Source organism: [Clostridium] clostridioforme AGR2157, assembly GCF_000424325.1.
In the GTDB taxonomy this organism is placed as follows: domain Bacteria; phylum Bacillota; class Clostridia; order Lachnospirales; family Lachnospiraceae; genus Enterocloster; species Enterocloster clostridioformis_A.
Window position 1 is genome coordinate 1 of sequence record NZ_KE384164.1, and the last position, 16907, is coordinate 16907.

Here is a 16907-nt window from a genome sequence, read left to right on the forward strand (position 1 = left end):
TCTGTGTATACCTGTCACATTCCGCTATGACATACGGCGAATACAACCATCCTACACCGCCGGGTCGAGTATCCCGCCTCGGACTGCCCTTAAAGCAGTTTAGCCTTGTTCCTCGTTCACAATGTTGCGTCTTGCCGCTCAGTCGTGGGTAGATGGTTTCCCCAACTTGCGACGTTTCCGGTACGCTATTGTCCCCCTTATGGTTTCCCTCCGGGGTAAACCGGCTGACGCTAAAGCGACGCTTTTTCAGCGTCTTTGATACTTTTCTTTACCGGCTTGCCAAAGCCGGATTCCCAAAATGCCCACGCACCGCCTGTGGATGACAAGCGACGCTTCTGGACGCGCGGTAAATCTCAATCATACGGCCATAAATCACGATAAAGATACAAATGTAAAGCGCCCACATGGTAATGCCGATAAAGAGCGACTGGAACCACAGGCCGAACAGCGGCCCCAGGTCCATATCCATCAGCCGGGACTCCATATCGGTCATGACAGAGGAGATGTCGATGGAAGCGTCGGAACCGATGATACCTGCCGCCTGTGCCACCACACTTTGGGCCGCGTCAAACACGCCCATCACGATGTTCCAGGTGTTTGAGACAATGAGGATGGCGGCGGCAGATTTGAACACCCACTTGAAAATCATCCAGGTGTCCACATCATGCAGGTTGTTCTTGTCGGTAATCATCTGAATCAGCTCCAGCGTCATCACGATAGCCAGGATCACGCCAGCAATCGGCACCATGATGGAGTTGGAGAGGTTCTGGATCATGCTGAAAATACTCCCGTTCCAGCCCTGGGGGGTCTGGCCCACCTGTGTCGCAATGTCTGCGACCTGCTGGTTCACGCTATCGAACATCCCCGATAAGTTGCTCATAATGCCGCCTACCAACATTTCCTTGAGCCAGTCAGTAAGGGCATCGAGTAAGAAATCCATACGGTGTCAACCTCCTTTCAGCCGCCCCCGCTTGGGGGCAGGGGCGGCAAGGATTTCTTATGACAGCTTAACGACGGGAACGATCAGACGGTGAACAGGCCGGAGAGCAGGGGTACGAGAACCATGCCGACCACGGCCACGCCAGCGCCAGCCATGAGCTGCTTCATGCCCTGGGACTTCGCGCCGGGGTTGTCGTTGCCGTAACCTTCCAGCAGGTTGATGACACCCCAGATGCCGAGACCAGCGCCGAGAGCGATAACGAGGGTCTGAAGAACGGTGATAGCCTGATTGAAAAATGCCATATACAAAATTAGCCGGAATCATTTGAAAGATTGATTAGTCATGGTTCATAGGCATACAAAAGCCGGAACAATCTGCCGCCCGGTTTCCGGGGGCTGATTCCGGCTGTCCTCCTTTTTCATTATTTTTTGGTGATTGTCCGCTTTGTACGCCAATGGCCCCAAAAGGGCAGTTGCGGCGAATAGATAAAATCACTCCCTTCTTAGCGGAACAGATTTACGCGCCCTCTGCGTCCACCGAATACACATCGTAGACCTCGTTGGGCTTGAGTTTGAGCCGGGTGGACAGGAACGCCTCGATGTCAAAGGCATTCTTGGGGTCCGCGTCGGCGGTGTATGGGTAATTGGGGTGCTTGGTGATGTCGTACTTGTCCGAGAGGAAAGGCCGCACACCACGCAGCTGGAGGATGCACTTGCCGCCGTCCATGACGGCCAGTTCATCCTGGCTCATAAGCTCTTTGCCGAGCTTTTGGTAGTTGAGAGAGTGGGAGGTTTCCCGCCCACGGTTCTCACCGGTGTTGTAGGTGTCGATGGTCTCCTTGCCCAGCACGGCGGCCAGCTCCTTGAGGGTAGTCGGCTCCTTGCCGCCCAGGAAGATGGAGGTATCCATATTGCCGATGATGGTATCGGCGTTGTCCTTGTAGATGGCTTTCAGCTGGGACTGTGCTTGCAGCACCAGGCAGGCGGAAATCTCACGACTGCGGATGGTGGCGACCAATTTCTCCAGCTTGGGAATCTGGCCGATGTTGGCGCACTCGTCAATGAGGCACCGCACATGGACCGGCAACCGCCCGCCGTACACATCGTCCGCTTTTTCGCAGAGCAGATTGAACAGCTGGGTGTAACACATGGAGATTAAAAAGTTAAAGCTATCGTCCGTGTCACTCATAATGAGGAACAGAGCGGTTCGCCGGTCTCCCAGGGTGTCCAGCTCCAGCTCGTCGTAGGAAGTGACCTCCCGCAGTTCCGCAATATCGAACACGGCGAGGCGCGCACCGCAGGAAATCAGAATGGATTTTGCGGTTTTGCCCGCAGCCAGCTTGTACTTCTTGTACTGGCGGACGGCGAAGTGGTTGGGCTTCTCCGCCTCCAGCGCGTCAAACATCAGGTCTACGGGGTTCTTGAACTCCTCGTCATCCTCCCGGACCTCCATCGCGTTGATGAACTCAATGAGAGTGGCAAAATTCTGTTCCTCCACCGGAGCCTCGTAGTGGATATACCCGATAAGGGCGCAATACAAAAGTGTTTCCGCCTTGACCCAGAAATCGTCCCCGGCCTTGCCCTCGCCCTTGGTGTTGGCAATCAGCGTCGTGACCAGCTTCAAGATGTCCTTCTCTGAGTGAATGTCGGGTAAGAGACTGGCATTACTGCCAGTCCCTCCCCTAAGAACCGTACGTGACAGTTTCCCGTCATACGGCTCAAGCCTATCGTAAGGCCTCGTGTAAAACGAAACCCGGCTCAAATCAAGTAGTCTGGCTCATGCAGATTTCGATGACACCAGGGATGTACCATAATAGCAGGCCATTTCCTGTTGTTTTCGGTGTTAAAATGCGTCTTGAATCCTGTTTCGAATGTAATTCTTTCTCCACATACAGGGCAGCACCGTTTCTGGTTGTTCCAGATTTTAACGAGTTTTTCCCGTCCTTTGGTACTGTTCAGCATTCTTTCTCCGTCACGTTCCTCATAGTATCCCGTCCACTTTTCATCGAACGAATTGGCTTCTGCGGCGATTTTCCTGAATCGGATGATTTTGGTATTTGCCGCGTATTCCAGCTTAAGGTATTTTTCATCGAAATCCTTACCGCGAAAGGCAGGTTCTGCCGCAAATGTCCACGTCCGGTTGTCAATGTGGTGCCAGTATTTATTAGCAATCCATCTCTTGCCTTTTCGTTTGTGTCTGCGGCAAGCCCACCTCCATAGGCACTCGAAAATCCTGTGGTCAACCAATCCAAAAATATCCGCAGAAACTACATAGCGATGGTAGTTGACCCAACCGCGAATGACAGGATTTAGCTTGTAAATGAGCAAGTCCTGTGTAGCGGTTTTGTTCTCCTTAACGATAGTGCGCACTTTTTTGAGGAAGGATTTTATCGCGTTCTTTGATGGCTTGATGAGCAATTTTCCGTTGTATTTCCGAACGTTCTGCCCAAGAAAATCAAAGCCGTCACTGATGTGCGTAATCACCGTTTTTTCCTCGGAGAGTTGCAGGCCGCGTTCCACCAGAAAGTCCTTGATGAGCGGCATAACCTCGTTACGTAGAGTTTCCGGGCTTTTTCCGGTAACGATAAAGTCGTCGGCATATCGCACGAAGTTAATCTGGTCGTAAACAGTTTTACCTGCCACCATCCGTCTCATTGGGAATCTCTCTTTCAGAATGCGCTCTAGTCCGTCTAAGGTCATGTTCATCAAAACTGGCGATATTGTGCCGCCCTGTGGAGTTCCTTCCTCTGTTGGAAAGAGCTTTTGGGTCTCCACAAAACCGCATTTCAGCCATTTCCCGAGCATTTCCTTATCCATTGGAATGTTTTCCAACAGCCAGTTATGGCTGATGTGGTCGAAGCACCCTTTAATATCTCCTTCCAAAATCCATTGTGGAGAACCGGCTCTGCATAAATCGTTGAAGCATTGCCCGATGGCATCGTGTGTGCTTCTTCCAATTCTAAAGCCGTAGGAGTTTGGGTCTGCCAGAGTTTCCGCCAATGGTTCCAATGCAGACTTATATAACGTCTGCATGGCACGGTCTGTCATCGTTGGAATACTCAGGGGACGCATTTTCCCGTTTTTCTTCGGGATATACACCCGTCTGAGAGGTTGAGGCTTATAGCCCCGGCGCTTGAGTTTATCAATCGCCTCGAATTTGCCTTTTGGCGTTTTCCATAATTCATGGTCTACACCAGCGGTATTTTTGCCTTTATTACTTGTCACACGCTTCACTGCCAATGCTTTGGCATAGAAAGAATGTGTCAACAGCCATTGCAGGGATTTCACCTTGTTATAATGACCGTCTTTTTGAGCCTTTACGATACGCATTTGCAGCTTTTTAACATAGGCCTCCGCTTTCTTCCAATCAATGGATTCCCAGCTTTGTGCCTTGTCAGCAGGCGCACACAGTTTTCTGTTCATTTGCGATTCCTCCTTTCAAAAGTTCTGTAAATTCTCTCGTAAAGATAGACCTGCTGGAAGTTGGCCCGCTTTCGCGTGAGATACTATTTCAATCCCTATCCGTCCTCATTACAAGGTCGGCATTCGCTTTTTCCAGCGTTCCTTACCCGCGTTTCTATCGGCTTTCCTTGCGGTCAGCTTTCCGAGTATACGGAGAGAGCGCGGGCTTACCACGTTTCACGTAATCAACCGTGTAGGTTAGGTGCCGCCTATCCGCCGGCAGTCCTGTTTGTCCATGTGTTCCCAGCTTACAGGGGAACATCCGACTGCACACCTTTTGGTTCAGGCTTATCAGCAACTTTAGCCTGGTTCCCACTAACGACGTTTAACAGCGATTCACTTACATTCACCATACTACACAAGCCAAGCTCCCCAGCCGGATGTTGCTTCCAGCTTTTCGCCTCTGCCTCACGGCTTCGGCTTGACCCTTTCGGGAGGGCTACCTTTTCTCGTCATGCTGCCTCACGACCGTTGCCAGCCGCTTCGGTGACGATAGGCTACTGCTAATGGAATAACAGGTTCGGTCGGCGCCGAACAGTTTAATTACGCGACCTCGTGTCGCGCGTAGGCAAAGGGGTTATAGTGCATGGACTTCTTGAAGTTGATGGTATTGAGGACTTTGATCCGGTAAGGCTCATAGATGACCTTGCCGCGCTTATCCTTCATGGGCTTGCCGTCCTTGCCCAGCTTGGGTGTACCGCGCTGGAGCATTTTACCGCACTCCACCAGAATGGTGCCTTTGGGGTCTGTCACCACATAAGAGCTGTGCATCTGCATCAGATTGGGTTTCAGCCAGAACCGGGTTTTACCGGAACCGGAGCCGCCGATCACCAAAACATTTTTGTTTCTGGCGGTCTTAGGGTCTTTCGGGCGGCTATTCATGGTCAGGCTTTCCGTTTTCGTCAGAATCACATTGTTCTGGAATACCGGGTCGATGTAGGGTGCAATGTCCTCATGGGTTCCCCACCGGGCGGAACCGTATTCCATGCCGTGCCTGTACTTCTTGGCGTTCTTGCTTTTCAGGTACACAGCCAGCCGCAGGCCGCCGCCGCAGCACAGGCCCACCAGCAGGTCCAGGGGGTGCAGGCTGGGCCACCAGCTGGCCAGCGCCACCGGCAGCGTGGAGAAGAACGAGAGCATTTTTGCCGAAGCGTCCGCACCCACGGCCATCCGCCACGCTTCACCGAAGTTGGTGGAGAAAAGCCCCATCAGGATATACGGCAGGTTCAGCAAAATGTGCTTTTTGATGTTCAGCTGCTTTTTCATCGTTCCAGCTCCCTCCGCTTGTTCCGGTCCACGACGGCGTGTTTCACCAGCTCTTTGAACTGGCTCAACTTTGCCAACACAGACGGACGCTCGGATTTCTCCGCCTTCCTGACCTTTTTCCCGGTGTACTCGGTAAAAGCAGCGGTCAGGGCATCCGCGTCCCGACCCTTGAAAAAGATCAGGTACTTGGGTGGGGAGCTGCTGCGGTCCTTCTTCACCGCATAGTCCACGCCGTATTTCCGGGCGATCTTCTCAAACTCCTTGATGGAGGGGTCGGTGATCTCGATGTTGGAAACGCCCTGATTCTGGCCGATCAGCTGCTTCACCGTCTGCTTGCCGTGGGGAATCACGGGGGTATCCCGGCTTTTCTGCTTTTGCAGCTTCTTTTCCTTGCGGTGGGCAAGGTACTTGGTGATGGCGGCTTTCATCAACCGCCCGGTAAACTTTGTTCCGCTGACTACCAGCGTCAAAGTCCTGTTTTCCACTTCCTCCTGCATAGGTCATCGCCTCCTTTCCACGGATTTTGCAGGGGTGGCACTTGATACTAAGGCGGGACCACCAGCCGCCGCAGCAGGTATTTCAGCATGGCAGGCTCCTTTCAGCGCAGCTGGTCGGAGCGGTCATAGTACAGATGGCCCTGGCGCACTTTGGCATGGCTGAGAATCTTGATGTGGCCCTTTTCCTGGTTCTCCAGGCTTTTCTGGTATCCGGCCTCCGTCAGAAACAGGCGGGTCCGTTCACCTTTCCAGCCCACCGGGGAATCGTCGGTCAGCACATCGAAGATAATCATGTGCCGGGTGTCCTCGGCAAACCGCTCCAAATCCATGTACTCATGGCCGTGGTAGTTCTGCGCCCCGGCTTTGAGGCGCATTTCCTCCATCAGCTGGCCCACGGTCTTACGCTCAGGCATGGCGTGCGCCTCCTTTCCCGCGTCCCTGGCCCTTCACAGCCAGGATACCGTCCAGGGTGGTGGCGGTGATCCGCAGGCGCTCGGCGGTGGCGATGTCATTCTTCACGGTCTCGTCGATGCCGTGGCCGCAGACCACCAGCACATGGGACCGGCGCAGGTAGTCCCGCGCCATATCCAGCCCGTCCTTGTGTTCCTGGGGAATCTCGTCCTTGAGGAAGGTAGGCAGGAACAGCACCGGGCAGATGGGCGAATACCCGGCGTCGTACACCTGACGGCAGTAGGCCGCAGCGTTCTCGGCGTTCTCATACTGGCTGTTGCTCCAGGGAGCCGTAATGTAGGCAAGAGGTCGTTTCATGGCAAAATCCTTTCTCCCGGTGTTTTCGGGCAGCAGAAAAGCGGCTGTTTACCAGCCGCCTGCGTACATATCGTGGTTGACTTGTGCGGTGTAGTGGTTGCTGATCGTGGTCGGCGCATTGAACAGCACCGCAAGCAGATACTGCTTCATGTTGCGGATTTCGGTGGTATTGTTCCGCAGGCACTCCATGACAAACTCGATGTGGGAGCAATCCAGCTTCAAAAAACGGGAGCGGACCACCTCATGGGGGAAGTCGCTGCCAGCGATCCGGGTGGTTTTCCGCTTGGCGCAGACGGTCTCCACCATCAGCTCCACAATCTCGTCCAGGTCCTCCCGGTAGGTGGTAAACTCCCGGCACAGGTGGTCATACTCGATGTTCTCCAGAATCAAATCCCGATAACTTTCCATCTCTGTGAGCGACATCGCATCCCTTCCTTTCCGTTCCGGCAGCTGTGCTGCCGCTGGCTCCCGGAAGGGAATGGAATCGGTACTTGATCCATGAGTAATTGATTTTTGGGTATTTGATTTCTCTATATTTAATTCTGCGGGCTTTTCCGTATCCGGTTTATCCAGATACGGGTTTTCCGTATCTGGTGAAGCCGTATCCGGCTGCCGGGGCTGGGGCTGCTCATAAATGACATACTCGGTATCGCTGATCCGGCCCTGCCGGTCCCTCAGCTGGTGGCGCACGATGTAACCAGCGGTTTCCAGCTCCCGCAGCGCATTACCGATGGCGTCCACGCCCTCCTTGCAGATTTTCGCAAGGCCACGGGTGGTATAGTTCCAGTCATCCGGCAGGGACAGCATCATGGAAAGCAGCCCCTTGGCCTTCAGCGACAATTCATGGTTCCGCAGGTGATGATTGCTCATTACCGTATAGTCGCGGGTTCTTTCAATCCGAAAGACCGCCATTGACTTCACTCCTTTCTGATCTCAGGGCATGAAAAAAGCCACAATCCTGTAAAAAGAATTGTGGCAGTTACACTTTTTCATATTTTCTTGCGTGGAACCAATACAGCGGCCTTTGCGTTTTTGGCTTAGAAAATGGTCCCGGTTCCTGAGAAAACGGGAGGGTCTGCAAAACCCGGTCAATGTCGGTGGATTCCATGTCATATTGGGACTGGCAGTTTTCCCAGATAGCATCCTTGATGCTCTGGACAGTACACATATTCATTCCTTTCCTTTCGTAGTGATGATGGGTTTACGGGTGGCGGCGGCGCTTGTCCGGCTTGAAGTCGAGGACATGGCCCTCGATCACACGGGCATACCGCTTGATTTTGATTTCCCGGCGCTTCTGGCTTACGAGGGCGGCCTGATACCCGTCCTCGGTGAGAAACAGCCGCATTTCATCACCGGGACTACCGTAGGAGCAGGGACGCAGGACGGAAAACTCGATCATCCATCGGATGCTGTCCTGGAAACGCTCCACGGCGAGAATGTTGTGTCCTTTCAGCTCACGGGCTGAAATATCCCTCATAGGCGGCTCCTTTCATCGTTCCTGGTCTCTCTGGCGCTTTTTCTGCCATGCCTCCAGCAGCTTGATGATAGTTTCCTGCATCCGCTGGGGCGTATAGCTTTTGGGGAAATACTTTCGCAGGGTGTCGGAGGTGAAAGTCACTTTGTCGAGATCACTTTTCTTTTCCTCACCCATGATGACGCGCATCATATCGAGGGTCAGATGTCCCTCTTGGCTGTATTTCTTGAGCCGCTGGGCCTGGGAGAGAGAGGGGGTAGCCTGTTCGCTGTCCATCGCGTCCAGCAAGTCACGCTGTTCCTCTTTTTTGAGGAAAGACAGCTCATAAGCCGGATTGAGGGCGATTTTCTTTTCATCCACCATATCCAGCAGTTCGGGGATCAGCTCCGTCAGGCGGATATAGCGGAAAATCTGATTTTTACTCTGGCCGACTTGTTCAGCCAAAAGCTCGCTGGACTTCTTTCCAAAATCGTTCCCAAGTTGGGAACCATTTTCTTTGGTGGGTCTCCCGGCTTGCCGTTTCATAGCCTCCAGCTTCATCTTGTAAGCAAAAGCCCTCTCGCTGGGGAGCAGGCTTTCTCGCTGCAAGTTGCTGTCCACCATGATGATGGTGGCGGCATCATCGTCCAAATCTCGGACAATGACCGGCATGGTTTCTTTCTCGGCCAGCTCACTGGCCCTGTGCCGCCTGTGACCGGCCACCAGCTCATAGCCACCCTCCGGGTCCGGGCGAGCAATGGCCGGAACCAGAACACCGTACTGCCGAACGCTGTCGGCGGTTTCCATCATGGCCTCGTCATCCTTGACTTTGAAGGGATGGTTCTTAAAAGGATGCAGCTCAGACAACGGGATTTCCCGTACTTTTTCCAGCTTGGCATCCTGGCGACTTTCTTCGGTGGAAAACAAGTCATCGTATGGAGCCAGCTCTACTTTTTTCGCGCTGCTTTTCAAGTTTTATCACCTCCTGGGTCAGATTTTTGTACCCCTCGGCCACCTTGCCATTGGGGTCATGGGCAAAAATGCTCTTGCCCTCGGCGCTGATTTCCTTTGCCCGGACAGAATGGGGAATCTCGGTGCCGAACACCTTGATTTTGCTGCCATAGGTCTCCCGCAGCAGGGCAGCAATCTCCTTGGCGAAGTTGGTGCGGTTGTCCACCATCGTCAGCAATATGCCGTCGATCTGGAGCTTGGGGTTGATCTGCCGCTTCACCTTGTTTACGGTCTGGAGCAGCTGTTCCAGGCCCTTGGCAGGCAGGTACTCCGCCTGAACGGGGATTATGACCCTGTTGGCGGCGGCCAGGGCGTTGACCGTGAGCATACCCAGGGAGGGCTGACAGTCAATCAGGATATGGGAATACTGTCCCTTGAGCGTGTCCAGATACTGCCGCAGGATGGTCTCACGGCTCATGGCATTCACCAGAGAAACCTCCATGCCGGAGAGCTGGATGTCAGCGGGCATTAGGTCAACGCCTTCCGGGTGGTGCAGAATACCCTCGCCTGGGCGCAGCGGCTCGTCCATCAGGATACGGCCCATAGCGTCGGACAGGGTAAAGGGCAGCTTGTCCGGCTGGGGGTGGCCCAGGCTGATGGTCAGGCTGCCTTGCGGGTCACCGTCAATCAGCAGCACTTTCTTCCCGGACTGCGCCAATCCAACACCCAGGTTTTCACAGGTCGTTGTCTTGCCGACGCCTCCTTTTTGGTTGGCGATGGCGATAATTTGCGTGTTCATAACAATCACCTCGTTTCTGTTTGGTGTTGTCATGTGCCTGCACAGCAGTCCTGGAAATGACAAAAGCCGCCACTTGAACAAGTGACGGCTTCGCCTAAATCCAATATTCTACTGTGCTTGAAATCAAAAGGCTTTGAGTTCCTTTCTGCTATTCATTTGTCGTTAATGAAACACCCCCTATAATTCGACTTATTTCAGTATGATTTTTCGGTTTGGAAAAGGATGAAAAAACCAGACTGAAAACCTCAAAACCCTTGATTCTACGGGGCTTTTCCGGTTTGTCGTAATTATACCGTAAGGGCATACTCATGCAACTGTTTTTTGCTTTTTTAGCCTTTTTACATTATTTCTTGCTGCTGTTTTTACGATATTTGAGCTTTTTTTCTTGTGTCTACGGTTTAAATTATACCTAAATGGCTATTAAATGTGGCTTTGTCGCCAACTTCACATAAGCGGGTAGATTTCTGCTAAAATCATGTACTCTTTTTTGAAATCTGATATTCATTCCTTTTATTTTTAAACGTGATAAAACGAGGGTAGTTAAGCCCTCGCCTTTTCTTAGAAATTATTTACTTTATTGAGGAAGGTGATAATGGATGTTCTTGCCCTTTCCTTCTTGGATAAGCAGACCGTTTTCAACCATTTTCTTTAACAGCCGTCCGCATGATGACTGACCCATACCAAGCAGTATTTCTATTTCTTTTCTTGTAATAAAACCCCGTTGTTTTGTCAGAGCAATCACCTTTTCTTCCGGTGTGCATTTCTCTGGATTTACCTGTATTTGTCTTGCGGATTCAGGCATTGTATTCAGGTTAGGAAGAATAATCTTAAATGCATTATCAGATGTTTCAATCTGCGGTGTCATTCCGGTTCCATCATACGCTTCCATGATTTTTATAATTCCGGTTCCATAGGCTTCTATCAACTCCAAACGGTAAAATACATTTGCCAGTTTGGTGTTTCGACAGACGGAAATGCCCATGGTTACATCTTTTAAGGACACGCCGCTTACCAGACCGCCGATAGAGGTAAATTCAAGTCTGTCTGCATAAAGGCTGATGAAGGAGCTGGCACGGAATGAATATTCACGGTGTACCAGAAGATTCAAAAGAGCCTCCCTGACTGCGGTTTCCGGATAATCCCGTCTGTCAATACGATATAACTTATCAAAGGTTGAGTGTGTCTGATTGCGGAAATCAATAAAGTCATAAGTTTCATCCATCTGCTGAAACAGGGAGCCGGAAAACTCTTTCCGATCCTTAAATTCACTCTGCGTTGTACCTTGAAAAACAGCAGCTTTAATTGTATGCACACACTGATCCGAAAGTAGCAGCCCCAAGTTTGTATAGACACCATCCTGTGTTACCATTCTCAGTGTTTTCATTTGTGTGAGACCAAACTTTACATTTCGTTCAGCAAATATTTTTTTTGCACTTTCAAAGGTTAAATTCTGTTCTAAAGACCGCATTTCTTCAAAATGATCTCCGTCTGTTTCCTTGATCATGCGACGGATTGCCGTATTTGTAGCCGGAACAGAGGAATAACCCTGACGGACATAAACACCTTCAGGACGCAATCCCTTTTTGGCTATATAATATGGTCTCTCTGTTCCCTGCTGAATGTCAACTGCAACGATTTTTTTTTCGTCTACCGTTACTGTTTCATAGTGAAGAAACATCGTCAGATCCGGTTTAATTGCGTCTCGAACCATATTGCTGATCTGCAAAGAAGTTTCGTCTGGGTTATCCAGTCCTGACACTGTTCCGTCATCCTGAACACCGATGTACAGTTTTCCTCCCTCACAGTTTGCAAAAGCAATGATTTCTTTTTTTATATCCTCCACCACAATTGCTTTTAGTTCAACCATTTCGCTTTCCTGAAAAATCATCTGACCGCCTCCTAATTTTATTCTACCCATATTCTAATCATTCTACTCATTCTTGTCAACTGTTTGGTTAGAATGAGTAGAATAAATCAAAAATACAATAGGAAATGGAATGATAATCGACTTTTTCAAAATATCGAAATGGTTTGTCCCGAATATTATATATTATTCGAGACAAATACTAACACCATATGTTATTTTTGTCGTTAATGAAACAGCCTCCTTTTTTCGATATTTTTCTCGCCATATTTCAACTTGGAAAAGGAATTGAATAGATGACGGCAAACGCGTGGACCCCTTGAAAATCAAGACTTTTTCCGTTTGTCGTTATTATACCGTAATGGCACAGTCATGTTTCTATATGTGGCAGATATTCTGACAAGAATGGATGGTGTTTCTTAGATTAATATGTCTTAGTTTATGAAATCATTATATACGAGTTTCGCGAGTTTCATGCAATCCAAGGGTATCTTGACAATTAATTTTTCAGTGATAGAATGGCAAGAAATAAAAGAGAATTTCAACCCAGATAGAGGTATAATTATGTTTAATAATCAGTTCCAGAAACTGAATAGGGACGACGATAGGTAGCGTTTGTATCTGTGATTTGTCATAGGTGCAAGCGCTAAATGTGTTGTGCCTATGTGGAATATAAAGATAATAGACCACATTGGTAAAGATAAATACTTTGCTCGTGTGGTTTTTTTGTACCCTTTTTATCAATTTCCATACGAGTACATATTTTGAAAGAAGGTGATCGTATGGGACATAAAGACGATGTTCTTATGGATAGTAGTTGTTTTATAAAAATCAAATAACGAGATAGAAAGGATAAAACAATGGAAAATATAAAAGGAAATATTATTGTAACTGAATTGGAAGCTGAGGAGTTAGTAGAACACATCGGAGAAACAATACAAATTCATGGAAGTATCTATAAAATTAGAAAAATGAAAGGTTTTTCTTTTGTGTTATTAAGAACAAAAAGAGATGTAGTTCAGTGCGTTGCTTCGGGAAATCTCGAAATACCAGCAGAAGAAAGTTGTGTAACAATTACTGCGATTTTAGTGGCGGAAGGTAGAAGTAAAACAGGATATGAATTGCATATTAAAAATATAAAAGTTTTAAGTAAACCTCATGAAATATCACCAATTGTAATCAACCAAAAAATCGTGGATACTTCTATAGAAAATTTGCTTGACTATAGACCAATCACTTTAAGAAATGAAAAAGAAAGAGCTATTTTCAAATTACAGGAAGGCATTTGCAGGGGGATTAGAGAATTCCTTTATAATGAACATTTTACAGAAGTTCATACGCCTAAGATCGTGCAGTCAGGAGCAGAAGGAGGCGCCAATATATTTTCTTTAAACTATTTTGGACAAGAGGCATATTTGGCTCAAAGCCCTCAGTTTTATAAGCAGATGATGGTAGGCGTGTTTGAACGTGTATTTGAAATTGCACCAGTGTTCCGAGCTGAGAAACATGATACATCAAGACATTTGAACGAATATACCAGCGTGGATTTTGAAATGGGCTATATAAATAGTTTTGAGGAAATTATGGAAATGGAAACTGCAATGCTGAAATATACATTGAATTATTTGTCTGAGCATTATAAAAAGGAAATAGCATTGCTTGATCTTAATTTGCCTATAATTGAGACAATTCCTGCAATTAGTTTTCATGAAGCGAAGATTAAAATAGCTGAGGCTCATAATCGTCCTGTAAAAGATTGGGAAGATTTTGAACCAGAAGAGGAAAAACTTTTATCAGAGATTATTTTTAAAGAAACTGGAAGTGAATTCGTTTTTGTAACACATTATCCGAGTGTAAAGAGACCGTTTTATGCTATGGACAGTAAAGAACATACTAATGAAACAGAAAGTTTCGATTTGCTGTTTAGAGGACTTGAAATTACAACCGGTGGTCAGAGAATCCATAATTATGAAGAACAGATTGCAAAAATGAATAAGAAAAATATGAATGTGCAATTGTTTGAAAGTTATCTTATGATGCATAAATACGGTATGCCGCCACACGGAGGACTTGGACTTGGCTTGGAACGTTTCACTAGTAAGTTATTAGGATATGAAAATGTAAGATTTACGACGTTGTTCCCGAGAGATATTAACAGATTGCTTCCTTAAAGCATGCTGTAATTGTGTGAGAAGTGGAGCAGAAAAAACCGTCTTCTTCATCCAAGAACACAATCAATGAAGGGGCAGTGCACCGGGTGCCGGCGCATCCCCTGCGGTATCTGATGGACGGGGCCGGGCTTACTATGCCTTAGGTGGCAGATATGAAATGGTGGTCGGAGCGGTTATGTACTGCCCGGAATGTGGAAATCTGCAGGTGGAATTAAAAAATTACAAGATGTTAATAAAAAGAACCGAATAAGTTTGGCTTAGTCGGTTCACTTCACACATCAATTCAATATGAAAATAGAGAAATTTAAGTATGCGGCAAATATACACCATATCAGATAGGGAATTTGTAAATAAGCAGCCAGAGGGCTAACAATGTAAAACTGCCTTATCATAATTATTATTATAAAGATTAACGCAATGAGCCAGATAAAAGCAAATAGGTAGAGGTCCAAACCGAAGAAGATAATGCTCCAACAAAAGTTGAAGAATAACTGTATACCATAGATCAACAAAGCTTTCGGTTTATTGGGACTGTTTGAAGAATAAACTATATATGAGGATATTCCCAGCAGTATGTAAAGTATTGTCCATACGATAGGAAAAATAAATCCTGGTGGGCTAAAAGCTGGTTTATCTAAAATAGAGTATGATGACATATTTCCGCTCAATAATGCAGACATTGAACCAACTGCTAATGGGATAAGTATTGATATAATAAGAGCACTTTTATTTCGTATTTTCATATACTGGTATGCCTATTGTTTATATTTAGTTAATTATATGTAATGGGGTTATAAATTATGATTTTGTTAGAAGTGAGATTAGCTAAAGACTCGCCAGTCCTTCTAAAAGAACTGACGAGGTGGTGATTAGTAATGATTTGCTTCTGCGATAGCTTTAGTTTGGTGGACAGTACCCCAAGGGTGATGAGGAGGTGAATAAATAGAGTATAATCTTAAAGGAATATCACCAGTGTTTACTACATTGTGCCAGATTCCGGCAGGAACAAATATAGCACTGTTAGTAAAGACTGGTTGTTGAAAGTTTAAACGGTCCATCTGGTTACCCATTTGAACAACCCCATGGCCGGATTCAATATGCAAAAATTGGTCATCGTTAGGATGAACCTCTAACCCTATTTCGTCACCAACTGGTATACTCATCAGAGTAAGCTGTAAGTTATTACCTGTCCATAAGGCAGTGCGAAATGTGTCATTATTCATAGTGGCATTGCTAATATCAATAATAAACGGATTTGGACCGTAATCAGTTGCCACATTTGATTGGAAGCTGGAGTAGGAAGCTCCCGAGGTATAGGAAGGCGAGTTAGTATGTTGATTGTTAAACATTTTTGTCTCCAAGGCGCTAATTTATAATATTATATGAAAAAAAGACGTATTTGCTCATTAGAAAGAACAAGAAGTAAGACAAATGATAAGTAGCTACACATCGAACTGAAATTTTAATAGTATGAAAAAGCAGAACCCATTGTCCCGTTGCTAACGGACTAAGCGAAGATGAGATACAGCAGGTGCTGCAGTATGCCATACATGATAGTATCTGGAAAGGCAATATACGGAGCACAAAGAAACTTAGGGAGAAATTTGAGGTGCTATATACACAAAGCCAGAGAAGGCGTGGAACAGATTATGATACTATTGGAATTCAAAATCGGACAGATGAGAAGTTTGGGAGGAAAGTGCAATGACGTATGATGAGAATGAAATCAGGAAGGCCATATCCGTCACACCCTGGCACGGAAAGGGTCAATACTACAGAGCGCCCACACAGGATGAGTTTTATCGTGCAGGCGCCGGAGAACCCGAAACAGAATGAATACCAAGGCAATCTATAGCAGTGGCACCAAGTACATGCTGGAGCACTTCCCCTTCGAAGAGAACCATTCCGGGAAGGATGCCTGTAACTTCAAGATGCCTAATGGAGCCATCGGCTTTCACTGTTTCCATAACGCCTGTTCTGATAAGACATGGCAGGTATTATGAAATTGGGCCTACCGGAAACGGCAGGCCTATTCGATTACCTAATTCCCGTAACCTGGCTCTGGACGAGTCCATGGTCGGCTGGTTATATGCTGACCGGCTACCAGGTGGACCCCGCCTGCGAGGCATTTTTGATGTGTCCGGTCAAGAGCAGCGACGAAGGCAAATGCATTACGGATGCCAGAGGTGTGCTCCGGATTGCGGAGACTTTTTTGTTATAAGAGAATGAGATGAGCCCAACTAAAACGTCAGGCCCACACATGTATAAAATGTTTTGGTGGTGTGGATAGGGGTACTTCCACTAATTGTTTTATCAACTAAATATGGACAAAATATTAACAGGAAAAGTGGGGCCGGATGAACCGGGCCAGCCTAAAACCTAAGAAGCAGTTTCTTTTCCAGCATCTTCCTTTACTATATAATTTGCCAACGCATCGATAAAAGCTCCATTGTGCGGTTTCTGATTAAGTTTGAAGTTAAAGACTTCATCCAACAACTTTCTGTCCCCATGAAGCCATATGGTATTGATGATGGTACGGATATTCCGCTCCACACACCCAATGGATGTCTGATAGCAGGTGGCTATCTCCACGTAGAGTCCCTTGGATATGTAGGTGAGCAGGTCCGGCTCATGGATGGTCCGGATTACTCCATAGATAATATACCGGAAGCCTATGTAGGAATTGTTGACGCCCAGGCGTCGAAGCAGGTTACTGGTTTCTCTTTCGTATTTCATG

The 16907-nt window shown here is 47.6% G+C and carries 17 protein-coding genes and 3 pseudogenes; 3 read left to right on the forward strand and 17 right to left on the reverse strand.

The window, feature by feature from the left end; translation table 11 throughout:
• Positions 1–310: 310 nt before the first annotated feature.
• The 14 genes and pseudogenes from G614_RS0125275 to G614_RS0125340 all read right to left on the reverse strand — a co-directional run.
• A pseudogene (locus G614_RS0125275) lies at positions 311–940 on the reverse strand (VirB6/TrbL-like conjugal transfer protein, CD1112 family); the annotation flags it as partial.
• A gap of 83 nt (positions 941–1023) precedes the next feature.
• The gene (locus G614_RS0125280) at positions 1024–1242 is read right to left on the reverse strand and encodes a Maff2 family mobile element protein (RefSeq protein WP_027644084.1); all 219 of its coding nucleotides are present in this window, start codon (positions 1240–1242) and stop codon (positions 1024–1026) included.
• Between the two features lie 214 nt (positions 1243–1456).
• Positions 1457–2584 (reverse strand): annotated as a pseudogene (locus tag G614_RS29070) (VirD4-like conjugal transfer protein, CD1115 family); the annotation flags it as partial.
• 113 nt (positions 2585–2697) lie between these two features.
• On the reverse strand, positions 2698–4362 hold the full coding sequence (gene ltrA, locus G614_RS0125290) for a group II intron reverse transcriptase/maturase (protein WP_027644085.1): 1665 nt from the start codon (positions 4360–4362) through the stop codon (positions 2698–2700).
• Positions 4363–4953: 591 nt separating this feature from the next.
• Positions 4954–5667, reverse strand: a pseudogene (locus G614_RS29075) (type IV secretory system conjugative DNA transfer family protein); the annotation flags it as partial.
• The gene (locus G614_RS0125300) at positions 5664–6164 is read right to left on the reverse strand and encodes a PcfB family protein (protein WP_027644086.1); all 501 of its coding nucleotides are present in this window, start codon (positions 6162–6164) and stop codon (positions 5664–5666) included. The gene G614_RS0125300 and the pseudogene G614_RS29075, both read right to left, overlap by 4 nt.
• Before the next feature lie 101 nt (positions 6165–6265).
• The gene (locus G614_RS0125305) at positions 6266–6577 is read right to left on the reverse strand and encodes a DUF5720 family protein (RefSeq protein ID WP_002592130.1); all 312 of its coding nucleotides are present in this window, start codon (positions 6575–6577) and stop codon (positions 6266–6268) included.
• Complete coding sequence (locus G614_RS0125310) at positions 6570–6932, reverse strand: hypothetical protein (protein ID WP_027644087.1); 363 nt, start codon at positions 6930–6932, stop codon at positions 6570–6572. Before G614_RS0125310 ends, G614_RS0125305 begins: the two co-directional genes overlap by 8 nt.
• Positions 6933–6980: 48 nt before the next feature.
• Positions 6981–7844 (reverse strand): DUF6017 domain-containing protein, encoded by an 864-nt coding sequence (locus tag G614_RS0125315; RefSeq protein WP_027644088.1) that lies wholly within the window; start codon positions 7842–7844, stop codon positions 6981–6983.
• 67 nt (positions 7845–7911) lie between these two features.
• Positions 7912–8106, reverse strand: coding sequence for a hypothetical protein (locus tag G614_RS33275; RefSeq protein WP_027644089.1), 195 nt, complete (start codon positions 8104–8106; stop codon positions 7912–7914).
• Between the two features lie 27 nt (positions 8107–8133).
• Positions 8134–8409, reverse strand: a complete 276-nt coding sequence (locus tag G614_RS0125325; protein ID WP_027644090.1) for a DUF5720 family protein — start codon at positions 8407–8409, stop codon at positions 8134–8136.
• A gap of 12 nt (positions 8410–8421) precedes the next feature.
• Positions 8422–9357: a ParB/RepB/Spo0J family partition protein gene (locus G614_RS0125330; protein WP_027644091.1), complete on the reverse strand. Its 936-nt coding sequence runs from the start codon at positions 9355–9357 to the stop codon at positions 8422–8424.
• A complete protein-coding gene (locus tag G614_RS0125335) occupies positions 9314–10135 on the reverse strand; it encodes a ParA family protein (protein WP_027644092.1) in 822 nt (273 codons plus the stop codon). The genes G614_RS0125330 and G614_RS0125335 overlap by 44 nt, the downstream gene beginning before the upstream one ends.
• Before the next feature lie 574 nt (positions 10136–10709).
• The gene (locus G614_RS0125340; RefSeq protein WP_027644093.1) at positions 10710–12023 is read right to left on the reverse strand and encodes an RNA-binding domain-containing protein; all 1314 of its coding nucleotides are present in this window, start codon (positions 12021–12023) and stop codon (positions 10710–10712) included.
• Between the two features lie 836 nt (positions 12024–12859).
• On the opposite strand from G614_RS0125340, the gene aspS reads away from it, so the two are divergent.
• Entirely contained in the window at positions 12860–14170 is a 1311-nt protein-coding gene (gene aspS, locus G614_RS0125350) for an aspartate--tRNA(Asn) ligase (protein ID WP_027644094.1), read from the forward strand.
• A gap of 278 nt (positions 14171–14448) precedes the next feature.
• Here aspS and G614_RS34845 read toward each other — a convergent pair whose 3' ends face one another.
• The gene (locus G614_RS34845; protein ID WP_027644095.1) at positions 14449–14913 is read right to left on the reverse strand and encodes a TspO/MBR family protein; all 465 of its coding nucleotides are present in this window, start codon (positions 14911–14913) and stop codon (positions 14449–14451) included.
• Positions 14914–15039: 126 nt separating this feature from the next.
• A complete protein-coding gene (locus G614_RS0125365; protein WP_027644096.1) occupies positions 15040–15519 on the reverse strand; it encodes a cupin domain-containing protein in 480 nt (159 codons plus the stop codon).
• A gap of 355 nt (positions 15520–15874) precedes the next feature.
• On the opposite strand from G614_RS0125365, the gene G614_RS33475 reads away from it, so the two are divergent.
• Positions 15875–16006 carry a hypothetical protein gene (locus tag G614_RS33475; RefSeq protein ID WP_278246027.1) on the forward strand — a complete coding sequence of 44 codons (132 nt, stop codon included), beginning with the start codon at positions 15875–15877 and terminating at the stop codon, positions 16004–16006.
• Between the two features lie 163 nt (positions 16007–16169).
• Entirely contained in the window at positions 16170–16391 is a 222-nt protein-coding gene (locus G614_RS0125385) for a hypothetical protein (RefSeq protein WP_027644097.1), read from the forward strand.
• 158 nt (positions 16392–16549) lie between these two features.
• Here G614_RS0125385 and G614_RS0125390 read toward each other — a convergent pair whose 3' ends face one another.
• Positions 16550–16906: a sporulation initiation factor Spo0A C-terminal domain-containing protein gene (locus G614_RS0125390; RefSeq protein WP_027644098.1), complete on the reverse strand. Its 357-nt coding sequence runs from the start codon at positions 16904–16906 to the stop codon at positions 16550–16552.
• Between the last annotated feature and the right edge of the window lies 1 nt (position 16907).